At 54.6% G+C, this 17,130-nt stretch carries 20 protein-coding genes; 13 read left to right on the top strand and 7 right to left on the bottom strand.

Features of this window, described 5'->3' with window-relative positions; genetic code table 11:
- From L692_RS28545 to L692_RS0111555, 5 genes are all read right to left on the bottom strand, one after another.
- The coding region (locus L692_RS28545) for an iron chelate uptake ABC transporter family permease subunit (RefSeq protein ID WP_036723309.1) at positions 1-333 on the bottom strand (333 nt) is incomplete at its 3' end.
- Entirely contained in the window at positions 326-1,333 is a 1,008-nt protein-coding gene (locus tag L692_RS0111540) for a FecCD family ABC transporter permease (RefSeq protein ID WP_025699981.1), read from the bottom strand. The genes L692_RS28545 and L692_RS0111540, both read right to left, overlap by 8 nt.
- Before the next feature lie 15 nt (positions 1,334-1,348).
- Positions 1,349-2,341: an ABC transporter substrate-binding protein gene (locus L692_RS0111545; protein ID WP_025699984.1), complete on the bottom strand. Its 993-nt coding sequence runs from the start codon at positions 2,339-2,341 to the stop codon at positions 1,349-1,351.
- A gap of 66 nt (positions 2,342-2,407) precedes the next feature.
- Entirely contained in the window at positions 2,408-4,075 is a 1,668-nt protein-coding gene (locus tag L692_RS28550) for an AraC family transcriptional regulator (protein WP_025699986.1), read from the bottom strand.
- Between the two features lie 114 nt (positions 4,076-4,189).
- Positions 4,190-4,741, bottom strand: a complete 552-nt coding sequence (locus tag L692_RS0111555; protein WP_025699987.1) for a helix-turn-helix domain-containing protein — start codon at positions 4,739-4,741, stop codon at positions 4,190-4,192.
- Between the two features lie 217 nt (positions 4,742-4,958).
- On the opposite strand from L692_RS0111555, the gene L692_RS0111560 reads away from it, so the two are divergent.
- From L692_RS0111560 to L692_RS0111580, 5 genes are all read left to right on the top strand, one after another.
- Positions 4,959-5,360: a DoxX family protein gene (locus L692_RS0111560; protein ID WP_025699988.1), complete on the top strand. Its 402-nt coding sequence runs from the start codon at positions 4,959-4,961 to the stop codon at positions 5,358-5,360.
- Positions 5,360-6,019: an alpha/beta hydrolase gene (locus L692_RS0111565; protein WP_025699989.1), complete on the top strand. Its 660-nt coding sequence runs from the start codon at positions 5,360-5,362 to the stop codon at positions 6,017-6,019. The genes L692_RS0111560 and L692_RS0111565 overlap by 1 nt, the downstream gene beginning before the upstream one ends.
- Before the next feature lie 6 nt (positions 6,020-6,025).
- Positions 6,026-6,805, top strand: coding sequence for a DODA-type extradiol aromatic ring-opening family dioxygenase (locus tag L692_RS0111570; protein ID WP_025699991.1), 780 nt, complete (start codon positions 6,026-6,028; stop codon positions 6,803-6,805).
- Positions 6,806-7,052: 247 nt separating this feature from the next.
- Positions 7,053-7,397 (top strand): YrdB family protein, encoded by a 345-nt coding sequence (locus tag L692_RS0111575; protein WP_036723311.1) that lies wholly within the window; start codon positions 7,053-7,055, stop codon positions 7,395-7,397.
- Positions 7,394-7,786, top strand: a complete 393-nt coding sequence (locus L692_RS0111580) for a MarR family winged helix-turn-helix transcriptional regulator (protein WP_025699995.1) — start codon at positions 7,394-7,396, stop codon at positions 7,784-7,786. The genes L692_RS0111575 and L692_RS0111580 overlap by 4 nt, the downstream gene beginning before the upstream one ends.
- Positions 7,787-7,953: 167 nt before the next feature.
- Here L692_RS0111580 and yiaY read toward each other — a convergent pair whose 3' ends face one another.
- Positions 7,954-9,108, bottom strand: a complete 1,155-nt coding sequence (gene yiaY, locus L692_RS0111585) for an L-threonine dehydrogenase (protein ID WP_025699997.1) — start codon at positions 9,106-9,108, stop codon at positions 7,954-7,956.
- A 129-nt stretch (positions 9,109-9,237) separates the two neighbouring features.
- On the opposite strand from yiaY, the gene L692_RS0111590 reads away from it, so the two are divergent.
- The 4 genes from L692_RS0111590 (at position 9,238) to L692_RS0111605 (ending at position 11,645) form a co-directional block, all read left to right on the top strand.
- Complete coding sequence (locus tag L692_RS0111590; RefSeq protein WP_025699999.1) at positions 9,238-10,125, top strand: helix-turn-helix domain-containing protein; 888 nt, start codon at positions 9,238-9,240, stop codon at positions 10,123-10,125.
- Positions 10,113-10,289 (top strand): hypothetical protein, encoded by a 177-nt coding sequence (locus L692_RS31785; protein ID WP_156940402.1) that lies wholly within the window; start codon positions 10,113-10,115, stop codon positions 10,287-10,289. The genes L692_RS0111590 and L692_RS31785 overlap by 13 nt, the downstream gene beginning before the upstream one ends.
- 66 nt (positions 10,290-10,355) lie before the next feature.
- Positions 10,356-10,622, top strand: a complete 267-nt coding sequence (locus L692_RS0111600; protein ID WP_025700001.1) for a CD3324 family protein — start codon at positions 10,356-10,358, stop codon at positions 10,620-10,622.
- Between the two features lie 126 nt (positions 10,623-10,748).
- Positions 10,749-11,645 carry a GNAT family N-acetyltransferase gene (locus L692_RS0111605; protein WP_025700003.1) on the top strand — a complete coding sequence of 299 codons (897 nt, stop codon included), beginning with the start codon at positions 10,749-10,751 and terminating at the stop codon, positions 11,643-11,645.
- Between the two features lie 108 nt (positions 11,646-11,753).
- Here L692_RS0111605 and L692_RS0111610 read toward each other — a convergent pair whose 3' ends face one another.
- Positions 11,754-12,314 carry a YfiT family bacillithiol transferase gene (locus L692_RS0111610; protein WP_025700006.1) on the bottom strand — a complete coding sequence of 187 codons (561 nt, stop codon included), beginning with the start codon at positions 12,312-12,314 and terminating at the stop codon, positions 11,754-11,756.
- A gap of 394 nt (positions 12,315-12,708) precedes the next feature.
- Here L692_RS0111610 and cysK point away from each other — a divergent pair, with 394 nt between their 5' ends.
- From cysK to L692_RS0111630, 4 genes are all read left to right on the top strand, one after another.
- Positions 12,709-13,665 (top strand): cysteine synthase A, encoded by a 957-nt coding sequence (cysK, locus tag L692_RS0111615; RefSeq protein ID WP_025700009.1) that lies wholly within the window; start codon positions 12,709-12,711, stop codon positions 13,663-13,665.
- Complete coding sequence (locus L692_RS0111620; protein ID WP_025700011.1) at positions 13,662-15,002, top strand: nitrogenase component 1; 1,341 nt, start codon at positions 13,662-13,664, stop codon at positions 15,000-15,002. Before cysK ends, L692_RS0111620 begins: the two co-directional genes overlap by 4 nt.
- Before the next feature lie 45 nt (positions 15,003-15,047).
- Positions 15,048-16,586: a nitrogenase component 1 gene (locus L692_RS0111625; protein ID WP_025700013.1), complete on the top strand. Its 1,539-nt coding sequence runs from the start codon at positions 15,048-15,050 to the stop codon at positions 16,584-16,586.
- Positions 16,587-16,603: 17 nt separating this feature from the next.
- Positions 16,604-17,130, top strand: a 527-nt coding sequence (locus tag L692_RS0111630; RefSeq protein ID WP_156940404.1) for an ABC transporter ATP-binding protein, incomplete at its 3' end; no start/stop codon positions are given.

The following is a 17,130-nucleotide window of genomic DNA, read 5'->3' on the forward strand; positions in this document are numbered from 1 at the left end:
ATACATGAACAGGACGACAAACATTCCCGCCCCGGCATTGATGCCGAGAATGCCGGGATCGGCAAGGCTGTTGCGGGTCAGGCTCTGAACCGCCGCTCCGGAGATGCCCAGCGCAAGCCCCAGAATCGCTCCAAGCACGATTCGCGGCAGTCTGAACCCGAAGATAACGAGGTGATGCTCCGGCTGCTTCGATATTCCTAGCAGCGAGGAGAGCACCTCTGAAACGGATAAATGCATTTCTCCATTCGTAAGTCCGAGAATGACGAACAGGGCGATGGCGGCCAGGCCGGAAGCGAGGACCGCCCCATAACGGGGAAGGGATTCTCTATGCATGGCTCTTGCCTCCCTTTCTCCGGATCAGATAGAGGAAAAAAGGAACGCCGAACAAGGCGGTGACGACACCGATCGGCGTCTCGAACGGGAAATTGATGAACCGTGACAAAATGTCGCAGAAAGCGAGAAACAATCCGCCGAGCACGCCGGAAAGCGGGATGCTCCGGCGGTAGTCGCTTCCGCCCAGCATTTTGGCGATATGGGGGACGATCAGGCCGACGAATGCGATTTTGCCCGCAAGCGCGACCGAAATGCCGGACAAGAGCGCCACGGCCAGCATCGTGAAGCCCCTGACAAGCCTGACGCGCTGTCCGAGTCCCGCCGACACTTCATCCCCGAGCGAGAGCGCGGAGATGGACCTGGACAGCACCATCAGCAGCGCCAGACCCGCCGCCGCGAACGGCAAGGACAGCCGGATCAGCCCGGGATCGATCTGATACAGCCGGGCGTTGTACCAGAAGCTGACGGCTTGCGGAATGTGATAGTACATGGCGATTGCGTCCGACAAGCCGTTAAGGAACATGCCGGTCAGCGTGCCAAGGATGGCGAGCGTTACGGGAGCGTTCCCGCCAGGCAACAGATGGCCCATGCCGAATACAAGCGCCGCCCCAAACAGCGAGCCGGTCATGGATACCAGAATAAGGCCGCTTCCGCTGAGCTGCGGAGCGAAGATCATGCACAGGGTCACCGCGAATATGGAGCCGTCCGACACGCCCAGTAGAGAAGGCGAGGCCAGGTCGTTGCGGGTAATGCCCTGCATGACCGCGCCGGACACGGCCAGGCAGGCTCCGACAAGCAGCGCGCCCAAGGCTCTCGGCAAACGGGAATGCAGAATGATCTGGTGGTTGACATCGCCGGGATCGAAGGATACGACCGCCCGCCATACCTCGGCGGCCGAAATATCCTTGGTCCCGTACAGCACGGACAGGACTACCGTCAATAATGCGGCTGCCGGCGCTATCGCGAGGATAACCGCCGGCAGCTTGGAATGATTGGTCATTGTGAACACCTATATTCAGGATTTCGTTTTTTCCAGGAAGGCTTTCAGGAACTGGATTTTGCTGTACGCAGTGCCGCCCTGCGCCAGCGGATCGACGGTGTTGACGAACACTTTGCCGTTCTTCACGGCATTCAGGCTCTGGAAGATCGGATTCTTCTGCAACTCGTCGAGGGCTCCGGTCGCTTCCGGATTTTCGTCCTCGGAGAATTGAATGAACAGGACATCGGGGTTGATCTGCGCGAATTTTTCAATGGATACCGTTTCCTGCTTTTTGGCCGCCGCGATTTCATCAGGAAGCTTCAGACCGAGTTCTCCGTACAATACGGGATTGAAGTACAGGTCTTTGCCGTAAATGCAAATTGCGCCTTCGCGAATGCGGACGAGAAGCACCTTCTTGTCGCTCAGTGCCCCCAGCGTTCCTTTGGCCGTCTCCAGGTCGGCTTTGTAGCTGGCGATCAGCCCGGAGGCCTTGTCCTCTTTGCCGCTAAGCTCGCCAAGGAGGGTCAGGTTGGCTTCCCAATTCGTTGAGACATGGGAGTAGGGAATGGTCGGCGCGATCTGCTTCAGCTTCTCCAGCACCGCCGCATCGAACTTCGTGGTGGCCAGAATGACATCGGGTTTCAGGGACAGTATTTTCTCAAAATTAGGCTCGGTCTTCTCCCCGATGGATTCCGCCTTATCCGTAATGGAAGCGAACAGCGGCGGGAATTTTCCGGCGACCGAAATGGCTCCCGCCGGATGAATATCGAGCAGAATGGAGTCCTCCATTGCCTCCATTGCGCCTGTAATGACAATTCGCTCCGCCGAGACCGGAACCGTGTACTCGGTGTCAAGGTATTTGATCGTTCTTGTGCCGCTTGCCGGTTCACTGGAAGCCGGAGCTTCCGCAGCAGGCGAGGGGGAAGCGCTTGGACTAGTTGCCGCCGCGCCTCCGCTTGACTGATTTCCGCAGGCCGAAAGGACTGCAAGGATAACTGCAAGGATCATGCCGGGAAAAGCTTTCTTCATCTTTGTTTGCCTCCCTTCATAATGAATGAGAACTATTCTCAATCATTATGATAGACGCGGCGCTCTTTAACCGCCATAGACAGAGAGAGGATTCGGCATGGACTTTTTTTCAGCAAATTCCGACACAAGCTCCGTCCTGATTCGCGTAAGTGAAGTCGGTGAATATTCTCTCCATGGGCTGGAGGACAGAAGATGAATCCGCCGCTCTTGCACAGCGGAGAGTAAGCGCCACTGCGGGGAACGGGTAAGACGATTCCAATACTCCAGCGTTTCGGAGTCCTGGCGGACCAGAATGCATACGAAATCCACATCGTCCGCATCAAGATCCTTGAGGTTGACGGCCGCTTTGAGATTTCCGTCGGGAGGAGCGCATAGCGGCCGCCGGAGGCCAAGCTCGTTGTACGCAAAATCGAGAATGCCTTCCGACCCCAGGCCGCACAGCCGGTTCCTGACCATTCGCACGAACAGAACGGAAGGAGCGCCCTCGTCCCCGGCGATTTCTGTTCGGGCCAGCTTGGTGCGCCGGTCAAAATCCGCGATCCAGCTTTCGGCCTCGGTCTCCATGCCCATGGTTCTTGCCAGGCGGCGAAGACCGCTTCTCCAGGCGCCCGCCGTGTCGGAAGGGAGAACGAGCGTTTCCGCGATGGCCGACAGCCGGCTTTGCTCCCATCCGCCCGTTCCGGACGGACACAGAATCAGCTCGGGCTGCGACTCCGCCACCAGGGCGATGGCGGAGTCATCGGATTCGTCCGACAGGCCGTAGTCGAGATGACAGGGAATATCCGCGCCGTAGCGTTTCAAATAATAGTCGGTCCATTTGGGATGCAGCGGAGCCGCGTAAGGCAGCAGATCGAGCGGGAGCAAATAGCCCAAGGTGGACGCGGAGCCATAGGCGGCGATTTTGCGCTTGCGCCTGCTTATGTAGTGCGAGGGGGAGAAGCCGAATTCTTTCTTGAATACGCGGCTGAAATAGAACTCGTCCACGTATCCGACCTCATGGGCAATATCCTTCAGCTTGCGCCCGGAGCGGAGCATCAGCCGCTTGGCTTTGGAAAGACGCACCCCGGTAATATATTCGTGCGGGCTTTTGCCGTAGGCTTTCTTGAAGCATTCGGAAAAATGCCTGGAGCTTAGCCCGGCAAGCCCGGCCAGCTGATGTATGCTCATAGGCTCGGCAGGATGCTCCTCGATGTAGCGCTTGGCCCGGTCCAGTCCGTCGTCGTCCTTCCGGCCGGCGCCAGCGGAGGAGGAGGCTTCAATCAGCAGTTCCATCGTCTCGATCTGCGCGCGCAGTCCGAGCAGGGGATCGCCGGAACGGAGGTAAGCGCAGATGGCCCGGCAGCGGTCGCCGGGAACACCCTGGGCATGAAATGGCGCTTCTTCGGGAAGGAGGAGAAGCGCCTCGCCCGTTATGGCCTTAAGCCATCCGGATTGACCGCAGGCAGGCTCGTATAGGCTGACGCGGAGAACGGCGACAAGCGGGGAATCCCCCTCCGCCATCAGCTGATAAGTGCTCTCGGGATGGATGATATATACCGTATCCATTCGCATGCGGGAAGCGGATTTACCTTTTTTAAGAAGGCATTCGCCTTCCAGCAGAACAAGAATTGTGGTCTGAGTGACCATCAACTGGGTCAGTTTCCGGGCAGGCTTGACATGAGTGAGCTCTGCATGGTGCAAATGCAGTGTCCAGCGTCCGATCCCGGACGCCGGGGATAGTTTCGAAGGCAGCATGGATCAGGCACTCCTTATTATGATAATGAGAATCATTATCATAATAACAGAATTTTAACTTTCGTCCAGCCGCTTTTTTCACAATTACTTCACCGCCGCATATTCAGCCATCCGTTACATCAGCTTCCAGTCCTCCTGCTCCTCGGTATATACGGCGACCAGCACAAGGGCGGTATCCTCCCCGATATTCCGGACCTTGTGGGGAGTACAGGCGTTCCAGCTGAATGCGTCGCCTTCTTCCAGCACCGCCGAATCTTCCCCTTGCTCGGCCAGAATCTTCCCCCTGACAACCAGATGCGTCTCCTCGCCTTCGTGGGCGCGGGGCGCTTCGCCGGTGGAGGCGCCAGGCGGGAACTCGACCAGCACCATCCGCATATTTTTCGTTCTTCCCAGATGAAATACCTTTAATTGCTCAGGTCCGCTGGAGGTCTGCGGGCGCTCATGGCTCCTCACGATATGCATTTTCTCTTCTTTTTGCAGCAGCAGGTAGGCCAGCGGGACATTGAGCGCCAGGGCTATGCTTTCGAGCGTCGCGATGGACGGAGAGGTTTTATTGGTCTCGACCTGGCTCATGAACCCTTGCGACAGCCCGGTCTGCTCGCATATTTGGGCGATGGTAATATTTTTGCGCTTGCGTATGGCGCGGATCGTGGAACCGATATCCACAGGCGGTCACCTCGCTTGAAGTTATGTATATTCAAATATTTTATCATTTTTGGCGGCGGCAGGAGGGACAAAATCGGACAAACACTCGGAAAATCAGTTAACAGATTACAAATAGTCAGTAACTATATTTTTATTGACAAACTGCATTTTTTCGATTATGTTTATTTACACAAAACAAATATTTATATTACTTATATTTTGAAGGGAGAAATGAATAATGAAAAACACGGTGACGATTTTGATGAGAGTGGTATTCGGCATTTTATTTCTGGCTCACGGAATCAGCAAGCTGCAAATGGGGCTTGGCAACGTTGCGGGATGGTTCGACAGTATCGGCATTCCCGGCTTTATGGCTTATGTCGTGGCGGGCATTGAACTAATTGGCGGAATTATGCTGATCCTGGGTCTGCTCACCCGCTATGTATCGCTGCTGCTGATTATCGTGCTCCTCGGCGCAATCTTTACCGCGAAGCTGCCTGCAGGTCTGCTCGGCAATGGGCAATCGGCGGGATATGAGCTGGATTTGGCCTATATTCTGATCGCGCTGTATCTGGCGGTTGCCGGCTCGACGGGTCTGTCTCTGGATCGCGTGCTCTTTCACAAAGGGGAGCAAAGCTGATGGATATTCCTTACGAATACACCGTTGTGCTGCCGGAGGGCTATAAGGAAGGCGAGCGGTATCCGGTACTGTTCGCACTTCACGGGAAAGGCTCGAACGAGCGGGATTTGCTGGGTTTGGCGGAGCCGCTTAAAGATGAGTTCATTCTGATCGGCATTCGCGGCGACCTGCCCATGGGCCAGGGCTATCAATATTATGAGCTGAGAAGTCTCGGGAATCCGATCCGCGAACTGTTCGACCGGGCGGTTGCCAGGCTGGAGGCTTTTATTGAATATGCTTCGGAACAATATGCGGTTGATCCCGAGCGGCGCTACGTGCTTGGCTTCAGCCAGGGGGCGATTCTCGCGATGACGCTTGCGCTGACTATGGGTGACAGAATCAAAGGGATCGTGGCGCTAAACGGTTATGTCCCCGATTTCGTCAAAACGGAATATCCGCTGCAGAGTGTTACGAACATGTCCATTTTTATCTCGCACGGCGAATTTGATCCTGTATTTCCTATCAAGATTGGTCATGAGACGGCGGCGTATTTGAATTCTCTTAACGACCGTGTGATCTTCCGGACCTACCCTTGCGGGCATGAAGTGACCGGAGCGAACCGCCAGGAATTGCTGACCTTTTTACGGGAAGACAGTCTTAACTCACATGTAAAGGAGTGAACCGATATGATGCCGTCTTACTTTTTCGCGCATGGCGCGCCCTCGCTTGTTATTGAAGATCATGAATATACCTCATTTCTGAAAAATTTTGCCGCCACGCTGCCGCGTAAGCCGAAAGCCATTGTGATCTTCTCGGCCCACTGGGAGCATACGGTTCAGCAGGTCAGCGCGGTTGACACGCACGGTACGATCTATGATTTCTCCGGATTTCCGGAGGAAATGTACCGGATGACGTATCCGGCCTCCGGGGACGCTTCGCTTAGCGAACAGGTGCTGTCGCTGCTCAACGGCGCGGGGATTCCAGCTGTACCGGATACGGACCGGGGGCTTGATCACGGCTCCTGGGCCGTGCTTAAGCTAATCTATCCGAATGCGGACATTCCCGTCGTGGCGCTGTCTGTGAACCGTTATCTGGACAATGCGCAGCAGTATGAGATTGGAAAAGCGCTGGCCGAGCTGCGGGAGCAGGACGTTCTCATTATCGGCAGCGGAGGAATCGTCCATAATCTGCGGCAGATCAAGTGGGGCGCCGGAGCCGAATCCGTGGATGCCTGGGCAGCCGAATTCGATACCTGGATCGAGAAGCGTCTGAAGGACTGGAATCTGGAGGAGCTGTTCCGCTACCGGGAGCTTGCTCCATACGCCGAGCGGGCTGTGCCGACGAGCGAGCATTTCATCCCGTTGCTGCTGGCGATGGGAAGCGGGGATGGTGCACGGACAGCGGAGCTGCTTCACCGCAGCTACCAATGGGGAAGCCTGAGCCTGACGGCCTGGCAGTTTGGCTGAGCAGGGGACGAAGACAAGGGCAGAGGCCGTTTCGCCTTGCGCCCTGGCAGGAATGATCCCGCTGTCAGGGGCAGGGCGTCCGCCCAATCTGCACGCCGGGACATCGCCTCGCATGAGTCGGCCCTAAACCTGATAATAAAAAAACTTGAAAAACTAATGCTATTAGTTTATATTTAAACTAATAGCATTAGTTTTTGTTTTTACAGGCGATTTTACATCAAGCAAGAGGACAGGAGATGAGTGTATCATGATTGAAACGCTGAAGATGTTTAACCTTGGGCTTCGTTTTGTGCTGGAACTGGTGGTCTTGACCGTTTACGGGTTCTATGGCTACCGATTGGGGTGGGGCGCATGGAGTCAGAGGGCGCTTGGCATCGGTCTGCCGCTGGCTGCGGCTGTTCTCTGGGGACTGCTGGGCGCTCCCAAGGCGACTTTTGCTTTGCCGGCTCCGCTGCATCAACTGCTGGAACTTCTGATGTTTGGCCTGCCGGCGGCTCTGCTGCTGCGAATGAACCATCCTGCGCTCGCCGTGCTGTACGGAGCGGTGGTCCTTGGCAATAAGCTGCTGATGATCGTCATTTCGAAGCTTTGATCCGCTCCATCGGTATCCGGTTAAAAAGAAGGGCCGACCAGCGGCTGGCCGAATATGGCCTGAATTCCCAGCAGGGCAGAATGATTTCGCATATCTCCGCGAATGAAGAGAAGGGCATTATCCAGAAGGATCTGGAGCAGGTCTTCCAGCGCAGAGGGGCCAGCATCACCAGCATGCTGCAAGGTCTGGAGAGGAAAGGATTCATCGAACGCCGTGTAAGCCCGGAAGACGAGCGCCAAAAGCGGCTGTTCGTTCTTCCCCGGGGGAAAGAGCTAATTAGAGAGTTCGACGAGCTGTTCGCGGAATCCGAAGAGCTGATTACGGGCGGGCTGACCCCCGAAGAGCAGGAAGCTCTGCATGGTTTCCTGCGGAAAGTCGACGCGTATTAAAGCGCGAAGGAGCTATAATTCAGAAGATCGGCAAGGCCATCTTTATTATTTGGAGCGTGCGCCGAAGCATGAAGCCCAAAAAGCCCACCCTCCCACAAGCGGAGGATGGGTTCGTCCATCTATATGGTAGAGAGGAGGACGAGCGGGTATAAGTGCTGCTTACATCATTACATGGCGTGCTCGAAAATTTCCATAATCTCTTCGTGCGAGCCTTGAACCGGATTGGTCACGCCGCATGCATCCTTAAGCGCATTGGCGGCCAGCACCGGGAAGTCCTCCCGCTTCACGCCAAGCTCCGACAGCCCGGACGGGATGCCGACCCGCTGCGCCAGCACCTCAATGGCTTGAAGCGCAAGCAGCGCGCCTTCTTCGTCAGTGTCGCCTTCCGTATTCCGTCCGAGCGCCTCGGCGACATCCCTCAGCCGGGACGAAGCCTTCGCCAGATTATACCGCTCAACATGTGGCAGGAGGATGGCGTTACAGACTCCGTGCGGCAAATTGTAGAAGCCTCCGAGCTGGTGCGCCATGGCGTGGACATAGCCCAGGCCCGCGTTGTTGAACGCCATGCCGGCCAGGAACTCGGCGTAGGCCATTTGCTCGCGCGCTTCCTTGTCCGATCCGTCGTCCACAGCCCGAACGAGATAATCCCGGATCAGATTAATCGCTTTAAGAGCGCAAGCATCGGTAATTGGAGTGGCGTTGATGGAGACGTACGCTTCGATTGCATGCGTCAGCGCATCCATGCCGGTCGCGGCGGTCAGGGATTTGGGCATCGCCATCATCAGGTCGGGATCATTGACCGCGATCAGCGGAGTCGTATGCTTGTCGACAATCGCCATCTTGATATGGCGTTCCTCATCGGTGATGATACAGAACATCGTCATCTCGCTGGCCGTTCCGGCCGTTGTATTGATGGCGATGAGCGGAGCTGCGGGCTCTGCGGAAATGTCCACGCCCTCATAATCTCCGATTTCTCCCCCGTTCCCGGCCAGCAGGGCGATTCCCTTGGCGCAGTCATGCGGCGATCCCCCGCCGAGAGAGATCACGCAGTCACACGCGGAATCCTTGTACAGCCGCAGACCTTCACGCACATTCGTCACGGTAGGGTTCGGCTGCGTTCCGCTGTATACAGCGGAGCCGATTCCATTTTGAGTCAGCATGTCCGTGACTCTGGCCGCTATTCCGATGTCCACGAGCGGCTTGTCGGTAACGACAAGCGCTTTTTTGTAGCCAAGCTTGCCGATTTCTGCACCCGCGTCCGCCAGCGCTCCCGAACCCATCAGACTCATTCCCGGCATCATAAATTTCGCTTTACCTGTCATTTCGGCACCTCGCTATTTGTTGGTTGGAAAATATTGTGTTATCCTTGCTCTAATATTTAAAATAAGGCTTTGCCCCCGAAAAAACTAACCGAAACTGCGGAAAAATACACGAAACTTCAGGAGGGACGCATGGAGAAGCTTTTGAAGAGCTTTAGCCGGTACGACGAATTGCATTACGGATTTCAAACCGATTTGATCCGGATTCTATATTATGATCTGCCGGAGCATTACTACGAGCAGTACGCTTCCTACGAATGCTCGAAGCTGTGCACGATTCTGGATGGGGAGAAGGAGGTGCGGATCAATCAAACGGAGAGCTTTCAGTACGGGCGTGACGAAATGATTCTGCTCCCGCCGCACTCCTCCGTCGAAATGTCCATAGAACGCCCGACGAAAGCGCTTGTATTCGAGCTGGGCGACGAGCTGATCGAACGCCTGGAGCCGGTGGTGGGGGAGGAATTCGGGCTTGAGGAGAAAGCGACCGCCGGGGATGTCGTACGGTGCGGACTGAAGAGCGAAGAGATGGACCCTGTGGTTAAGGCGGTCGGCAGGATGAAGACTTACATGGCCTACTCCGGAGAGAGCAAATTCTTTCTTGTCGACCTTGCGGCGCAGGAGCTGGCTTATCATCTGCTGCGCATCCGGGCCTTCCGGCTAAACCTGCACAACGACAGCAAGCATCCCGTATTCCGCGCGATCCGCGATATTCACGAGCAATTGCTGACCATTGCGTCGGTGAAAGAGCTGGCGGGCAGCTACAATATGTCGCACACTCATTTTACACATCTCTTCAAAAACATAACGGGTCTGGCGCCGCTCGAATACATTACCCGTGAGAAAATGAAGCTCGCCAGGCAGCTGCTGCTGGAGCGCACGGTTACGGAGGCTGCGATGCACCTGAACTACGATAATATATCTCACTTCATCGCCTTGTTTAAGAGACAGTTTGGCATTACGCCAAAGCAATACCAGCTAAGCCGCGCGCCGCAGGACGGCCGCATCGAATGCTTCAAATGAAGGGCGCGTATCCGGAGCGGTTATCGAAAGAGTCGGGCGTCAAGGGGGTGAGGGAAATGTACCAGATTATTGATTTCGTACTCATTTACGCTCCATGCAAAGCCTGCGGTATAAACAAGGCGAAGCTTGCATGGAGCGGTGATTATTCGCCTGTATGGTTGTGACAGCGGTTTATACCCGCCGGCTTTGCCCTTAAAATATCATTCTTTATTTTAAGGAGCGGGAGCCGTATGAAATATTTGAAAGCCGATGAAATTCTTCCGAAGGAACTGCTCAAAGAGATTCAGCGGTATGTGGATGGAGGAATTCTCTATATCCCCAAGTGCCATGGACCGCGGAAAAAATGGGGAGAGAATTCGGGAGGGGCTGCTTACTATCGGACACGCAACGAGGAAATACGCAATCGCTTTCATCATGGAATATCCATTACCCGGTTGGCGGAGATCTATGGATTGTCCCAGGAAACGATCAAAAAAATCGTATACGCCAAGTCCTGATTTCGGGCGGGCGGCGGAAAGCCGCTCGCTTTCTTGTTCATAAGGCAAGAACCGTTATACCCGTTGTCGGAATATACGAATGCTCAAGCCGGCGGTATGCTGGAACATGAGAGGGGAGGAATTTACATGAATTTAAAATACCGCGGCTACCGGCGGGAAGATATGATGAAGGTGCGCCGGTTTCTCATGGACAGCTATTCCAGGCTGAAGCGGCCGAACAGCTGGTTGATCGACCGCTGGGAGTTCGAGATTTTTTTCGGGGAAGCAAGGAACGGGAGGCTTGAAGAGTGGGAACGGCAGGTTGGACTGTGGGAGGATGAAAGCGGTCAGCTTGCCGGTGTCGCTTGCCTGGATGGGGATATGTATTTTCAGCTGGATACTCTGCATCCGCACGAGAGCCTGGTGGCCGAAATGCTGGATTATTACGAAGTGCTGGCGGATCATAATATTTCGCATAACAACGTTATTCATTTGGTTATTCCCGAGTTTATGTCAAGCCTGGAGGCGCTGGTCAAGGACAGGGGATATGTGCAGGCGCCCGGAGGCGATACGGTCGTTTCGATTGAACTGGACCGGGACTTTACTGCGGAATTGCCGCCGGGATTTGCGTTGCATGACGGGCAGAGCCTGAGTGACCGGGATAAGGCTGTCGGCCATATTATGGCTTTTAACTATCCGCATACGGAAGACGCGAAATGGACGCTGGAATCTTACGGAGAGCTGCGGAAGGCGCCCGGCTACCGCCCCGAGCTGGATTTGGCCGCCGTCAACGGACGGGGGGAGGTGGTGTCCTTCTGCAATATATTTTGGGACGACAGCAACCGGATCGGTATGCTTGAGCCTGTTGGCACTCACGTGGATTACCGGCGGCTCGGTCTGGGCAGGGCGGTCATCTATGAAGGCTTGAACCGGCTGAGAGCAATGTGTGCGGTCAAGGCGTATACGGGTCCGGTGCAGCCTTTCTACGAAGCGATCGGATTCAAGACGGAAGTGACGATGAAGCGCTGGCGCAGGAAACGCTGAACCTCCAAACCGCCATAGTACATATGTTCTCTCAGGTGTCCCCCTCGTGTACGTCCATCTAGTCCTCCGCCACAAAATCTCTGATGCTCAAGCTTTGCTCAACGATTGTCATAGAATTGTCGGATTGCCGGAAGATGTATCTTTGACCCAGCCCATTCGATCTATTAGCGATTCGATTTGCGCGATATGATGTCTCCCGTGCCAAGCGTACCTTTGCATGGCCGTATTCAGTGTCATTTCACCATGAGTCGGACTCGTAAAAGTGCGTTGAAATTGCTCCGGCGCCAGTGAGCGAAGCAGGACGACAAACCGCTGGTGCAGCGAATCGAGAAGAATTAGTGAGCTTTCGACAGGCGTCGCTTGATAATCGCCCAGTTCCGCCCATAAATCTTCCCGATACGAACCGGCGACAGGGGCATTTTCCGTTAAGGCCCGTTTAAAACGAATATAGGCATTCATATCGTTATCGGCCAAATGATGCACAACCTGCCGGACATTCCAGCCGCCGGGCCGATAGGGTGTGAGCAGCTGTTCGGGAGTTAGATTGCGCACAGTCGACCGAAGCAGGTCCGGTATGCAGGCAATGTCCTCCATCCATTGCTCACGGTGCTCCGCAGTTGGCTGCTCTTCCGGAATAAATGTTCCCAAGGGATAAGCCCATGAGTGCATAGTGACACCTCTTCTGTTTAGTTTGCCTAGTATTTCGCGATATTTTCGGAATTTCCTTTAGCTGAAAGCAAAATTGAAAAAATTGAAAAAAGTTCATTGACAGACCGGGCAATCTTCTCTATAATCCACATTATCCATTAATTCACATTGAAATAATATGAATTGAGCAATAAGCTGACCGGTTAACCGGAAGCTGAGCCTCCTACACCTTTTGGAGCGCTTAGCTTCCTTTTTTAATCCGCCAATATGTGATTAATATCACATTCATTGCTATTTTCATTTATTTTCATGCCAACCAGTTCACTGGAGGCTTGACTTGACCATTCATGGCCGGGACAAGTCTCTTTTTTAACCTGCAACTTTTGTAGTGCCAATTGAAATGGAGGAACATGGAATGACAAGAATCGCTAGTAAACTGACGGATCTGATTGGCAATACTCCGCTGTTGGAGCTCAAAGCTTTCAGCGAGGAACATAAGCTTGGTGCGTCGGTAATTGCAAAGCTGGAATACTTCAATCCGGCAGGAAGCGTAAAGGACCGGATCGGCTACGCGATGATCAAGGATGCGGAGGAGCAGGGCCTGATCGGTCCCGGCACCGTTCTGATAGAGCCTACAAGCGGCAATACCGGAATCGCGCTTGCATTTGTAGCTGCGGCCCGCGGATACCGGCTGATCCTGACCATGCCGGACACCATGAGTCTGGAGCGGCGCAATCTGCTGAAGGCGCTGGGCGCGGAGCTGGTATTGACCCCCGGAGCAGAGGGCATCAAAGGCTCTGTACGCAAGGCGGAGGCGCTGGCGGCGATCACCCCGAATTCCTTCATTCTGCAACAGTTCAATAATTCGGCCAATCCTAAAATTCACCGTCAGACAACTGCCGAGGAAATTTGGCGGGATACGGATGGTAAAGTAGATATCTTCGTCAGCGGAGTCGGAACCGGAGGAACGATAACCGGAGTGGGCGAAGTGCTGAAAGAACGGAATCCGAATGTGCAGATTGTGGCTGTGGAGCCGTTTGATTCTCCGGTTCTCTCGGGCGGAAATCCCGGTCCGCACAAAATTCAGGGGCTTGGCGCCGGATTCGTTCCGCTCATTTTGAACCGGGAAGTCATCGACGAGGTGTACAAGGTGCGCAACGAAGAAGCGCTGGTAACGGCGCGGGAGCTGGCCAGCACGGAAGGACTGCTGGTTGGCATCTCCTCGGGCGCGGCTGTCTTTGCGGCCTCTCAGTTGGCTAAACGGAAAGAGAACAAGGGTAAAAATATTGTCGTATTGCTGCCGGATACCGGCGAACGCTACTTGTCCACCGTATTGTTTCAGGAACCGGCGCAAACAGGAGGATTGTCATGAGTAAAGTCATTGAAAGACCGCGTTACGTATGCGCCCTTGGCGGCGCGATCGGCACCATCCAGTCATTGCCACGGGCGATTCCGATTCTTCATTCCTCGTCCGGCTGCGGAGGCAACCTGGCGGGAGCCTTGAGCGGAGCGTCGGGTTACAACGGCGGCAATTATTGCGGCGGACAAGCGCTCCCAAGCTCCAACGTGTCCGAACGGGACATTGTATTCGGCGGCGAAGGCCGGCTGCAGGAGCAGATCGAGAACACGCTGAAGGTCATGGACGGGGATTTATATTTTGTCGTTACAGGCTGCATGGTTGAAATGATCGGCGACAATGTTCATGCGGTAACCAAACGCTTCAAGGGCGGAAAATTACCGGTGCTGGCAGCGGAAACGGTCAGCTTCAAAGGAAATTCTTATTATGGCTACGAGCTGGTTCTTGAGACGCTGTTCCGCGATTTTGTAGAGAAGACTACGGTAAAAGACCCGGGCACGGTGAATTTGTGGGGCGTGGTTCCCATGCAGGACGTGTTCTGGAAAGGCAATCTCGGCGTACTGAAGGCGCTGCTCAAGAAGCTGGGCTTCGAGACCAACACGTTCTTCGGCCAGGGCGAGACTCTGGACAATTTGAAAAATGCCGCCAAGGCGAGCCTCAACATCGTCGTGTCGGACTCCTACGGGATCGAAGCGGCCAAAGTATTCGAAGAGGTGCATGGCGTTCCTTACCTGACGGTTCAATTGCCGATCGGCGATCACGGGACTTCGCGTTTCCTCCGTACAGTGGGCAAGGCTCTCGGCGTCGATGAGCTGAAGATCGAGAGATTGATCCAGGAGGAGAGAAAAGCCTATTATCCGTACCTGGAGCGTCTGGCCGATGTGTACAACGACCTGGATTTCCAGCGTTATGCGACTGTGGTCGGCGATCCCAATTACACCCAGGCGATAACGCGGTTTCTCGCCGACGATATCGGCTGGCTGCCAGAACTGGTTGTGATTACCGACATTCTGGGAGAGGAGCAGAAGGAACGGGTGCTCGCTACCTTCGGTGATTACGAATCCGGGCTGCGTCCGGAAGTTGTATTCGATGAGGATGCCTCAAGCGTGGTAGGACATATCAACCGTCACTGGCCGCAGAACCAGGGGCAAAAATATCATAAGGGCTTTGCGCCCGGCGTTATTCTGGGAAGCGTCATGGAACGCGACACGGCGGAACAATTCAAGGTGCCGCTGCTGCCGGTCACTTATCCGATCTCCAACCGTGTCGTGTTGAATCGGGCGTATGCCGGATATACTGGCGGATTGACTCTTGCCGAGGATGTTCTGAGTCTGGTTGTCGCACATCGTTAACAAGCGGATAGCATCACAATCATATCATTTAGGAGGTTTGCGAAAGTGGATTATATCAAACATAAAGTACCGCCGGTGCGTGAAGATCGTCTGATGGCCTGCCAGGCTTATGGAGGAACCTGCGGCGATCTGTCCAAGGATTCCAAGAAAGGCTGCCTTTATGCCAGCAAACGCACCTTCTCCCAAACCCAGGGCTGCCAGCTTAACCTCAGCCTTGGCATGATCAGCTCGCTCAGAGATGCGATTATGGTTATCCACAGTCCGATAGGCTGCGGCGGCAATCTGATCCAGAACGCCGGGATTAATAAAGTATTCCAGAAGCTTCGTCAGGACTCGGCGCTTGGCCTGCGCTGGATTAATACGAATCTTAGCGAAGTGGATGTAATCAGCGGAGGCGAGGCCAAGCTGCGTCAGGCCGTGCTCAAGGCCGAGCGGGAATTCCGTCCGAGCGCCATTCTTGTATTCAACAGCTGCGTGCCAGCCCTGATTGGCGACGATATCGACGGTATTCTGGACGATTTGCAGAAGCAGGTATCGGCCAAGATCGTTCCGATTCACTGCGAGGGCTTCAAGACGAAAATTCAGGCAACCGCCTATGATTCCGTGTACCACGGGCTGATCCGCAATCTGGTCGGTGAAGACAAAGACTCGAAGCCGGTTGTCGTTCGCACGCCGGAGGAGGAAGCCGAGCATCAGGCCAAAATCAGCAAAACGGTTAATCTGCTCAATGTCGGATCGATGAGCCGCATTGATGAGGAGGAACTGGTGCGATTGCTTAAGGCGCTTGATCTTAACGTGCGGATTCTGCCTTCCTACTCGCATCCCGATGATTTTACCTATGCTCATGAAGCGGCTCTCAATGTGAGCATCTGCGCAACGCATGATGATTATTTCGTGGAGCATTTCAAGCAAATGTACGGCATTCCTTATGTGCTGCGGACGATTCCGATCGGCATTGCCAATACGAATAAATGGCTGCGGGATATCGCCTCCTTCTTCGGAATCGAAGAGCAGGCCGAGAATCTGATTGCGTCGGAGACCGCAGAGCTGAACAAGGCGATTGAACCGTTTAAAGCCGAGTTCAAAGGGAAAACGGCGTTTCTCACCGGCGGCGAGGTCCGGATACTGACCACGGCCGAACTGCTGCATAATCTCGGATTTGAAATCCTGGGTCTTAGAGGCTACCATTTCGACAAATACGGCGAGATTCTCCTGGATGAATATATGGAGGATGTGCCGAATTCGGAAAAAGCGATCTTTAATATCGGCTCGGGCCAAGTATTCGAGCAGGCCAATCTGCTCAGCAAGATCACTCCGGACTTGTTCGTCGGCCACATCGGTGTTAACGGCTCCGCAGCCAAGCAGGGTTATCCGATCTTCCCGCTGTTTGGACAAAGCGACGATTACCTGGGTTACAAGGGCGTGTATGAGGTAGCTACGCGGGTCAGCCGTATTCTGAAGAATCCGGCATTCAACAGAAATCTTGGCAGCAACACGAGACTGCCTTACCGGGACAGCTGGTATGAGCAGGACCCGTTCACTTATATTGACGATTCGGCAAGCATAGCAGCTCGCATTGGATAACGAAAGGAGAATGGGAAATGGCGGCAACTGAAGCGAAAATCAAGGTGTCCGGGGTAACCCGCAGATATTCGATCCGGCAGAACAAGGATGAAGAGAAGAAGCTGTTCACCGCACTACAGGATGTGGATCTGGAAGTAAGACCCGGTGAATTCCTGACGATTGTAGGACCCAGCGGCTGCGGAAAATCGACACTGCTGGATCTTATAGCCGGGCTTGCCACACCGACCCAAGGCGAACTGTATATTGACGGAAAGAAAATTAATGGTCCCGCTCTGGACCGGGGAATCGTTATGCAGGGCTACGCCTTGTTTCCATGGCGGACGGTCCGCCGCAACGTGGAGTTCGGCCTTGAAATCAAGAAGGTTCCCAAAAAAGACCGGAAAGACATCAGCGACCGGTTTCTGGAGCTTGTGGGTCTGGCCAACTATGCGGACCGTTACCCTTATGAGCTGTCGGGCGGGATGAAGCAGCGGGTGGCCATAGCCCGGGCCCTGGCCTACGACCCCGAAGTTCTGCTTATGGACGAGCCGTTTGCGGCTGGGGG

The sequence above is a fragment of the Paenibacillus forsythiae T98 genome, assembly GCF_000520735.1.
GTDB classification, from domain to species: domain Bacteria; phylum Bacillota; class Bacilli; order Paenibacillales; family Paenibacillaceae; genus Paenibacillus_AQ; species Paenibacillus_AQ forsythiae.

What these genes read in the sequence shown, in the direction of transcription:
- cysK (WP_025700009.1), top strand. Translation starts at nt 12,709, where the DNA reads ATGACAAGAATCGCTAGTAAACTGACGGATCTGATTGGCAATACTCCG.
- L692_RS0111540 (WP_025699981.1), bottom strand. Translation starts at nt 1,333, where the DNA reads ATGACCAATCATTCCAAGCTGCCGGCGGTTATCCTCGCGATAGCGCCG.
- L692_RS0111575 (WP_036723311.1), top strand. Translation starts at nt 7,053, where the DNA reads ATGATTGAAACGCTGAAGATGTTTAACCTTGGGCTTCGTTTTGTGCTG.
- L692_RS0111590 (WP_025699999.1), top strand. Translation starts at nt 9,238, where the DNA reads ATGGAGAAGCTTTTGAAGAGCTTTAGCCGGTACGACGAATTGCATTAC.
- L692_RS0111600 (WP_025700001.1), top strand. Translation starts at nt 10,356, where the DNA reads ATGAAATATTTGAAAGCCGATGAAATTCTTCCGAAGGAACTGCTCAAA.
- L692_RS0111560 (WP_025699988.1), top strand. Translation starts at nt 4,959, where the DNA reads ATGAAAAACACGGTGACGATTTTGATGAGAGTGGTATTCGGCATTTTA.
- L692_RS0111620 (WP_025700011.1), top strand. Translation starts at nt 13,662, where the DNA reads ATGAGTAAAGTCATTGAAAGACCGCGTTACGTATGCGCCCTTGGCGGC.
- yiaY (WP_025699997.1), bottom strand. Translation starts at nt 9,108, where the DNA reads ATGACAGGTAAAGCGAAATTTATGATGCCGGGAATGAGTCTGATGGGT.
- L692_RS31785 (WP_156940402.1), top strand. Translation starts at nt 10,113, where the DNA reads ATGCTTCAAATGAAGGGCGCGTATCCGGAGCGGTTATCGAAAGAGTCG.
- L692_RS0111605 (WP_025700003.1), top strand. Translation starts at nt 10,749, where the DNA reads ATGAATTTAAAATACCGCGGCTACCGGCGGGAAGATATGATGAAGGTG.
- L692_RS0111570 (WP_025699991.1), top strand. Translation starts at nt 6,026, where the DNA reads ATGATGCCGTCTTACTTTTTCGCGCATGGCGCGCCCTCGCTTGTTATT.
- L692_RS28550 (WP_025699986.1), bottom strand. Translation starts at nt 4,075, where the DNA reads ATGCTGCCTTCGAAACTATCCCCGGCGTCCGGGATCGGACGCTGGACA.
- L692_RS0111610 (WP_025700006.1), bottom strand. Translation starts at nt 12,314, where the DNA reads ATGCACTCATGGGCTTATCCCTTGGGAACATTTATTCCGGAAGAGCAG.
- L692_RS0111565 (WP_025699989.1), top strand. Translation starts at nt 5,360, where the DNA reads ATGGATATTCCTTACGAATACACCGTTGTGCTGCCGGAGGGCTATAAG.
- L692_RS0111545 (WP_025699984.1), bottom strand. Translation starts at nt 2,341, where the DNA reads ATGAAGAAAGCTTTTCCCGGCATGATCCTTGCAGTTATCCTTGCAGTC.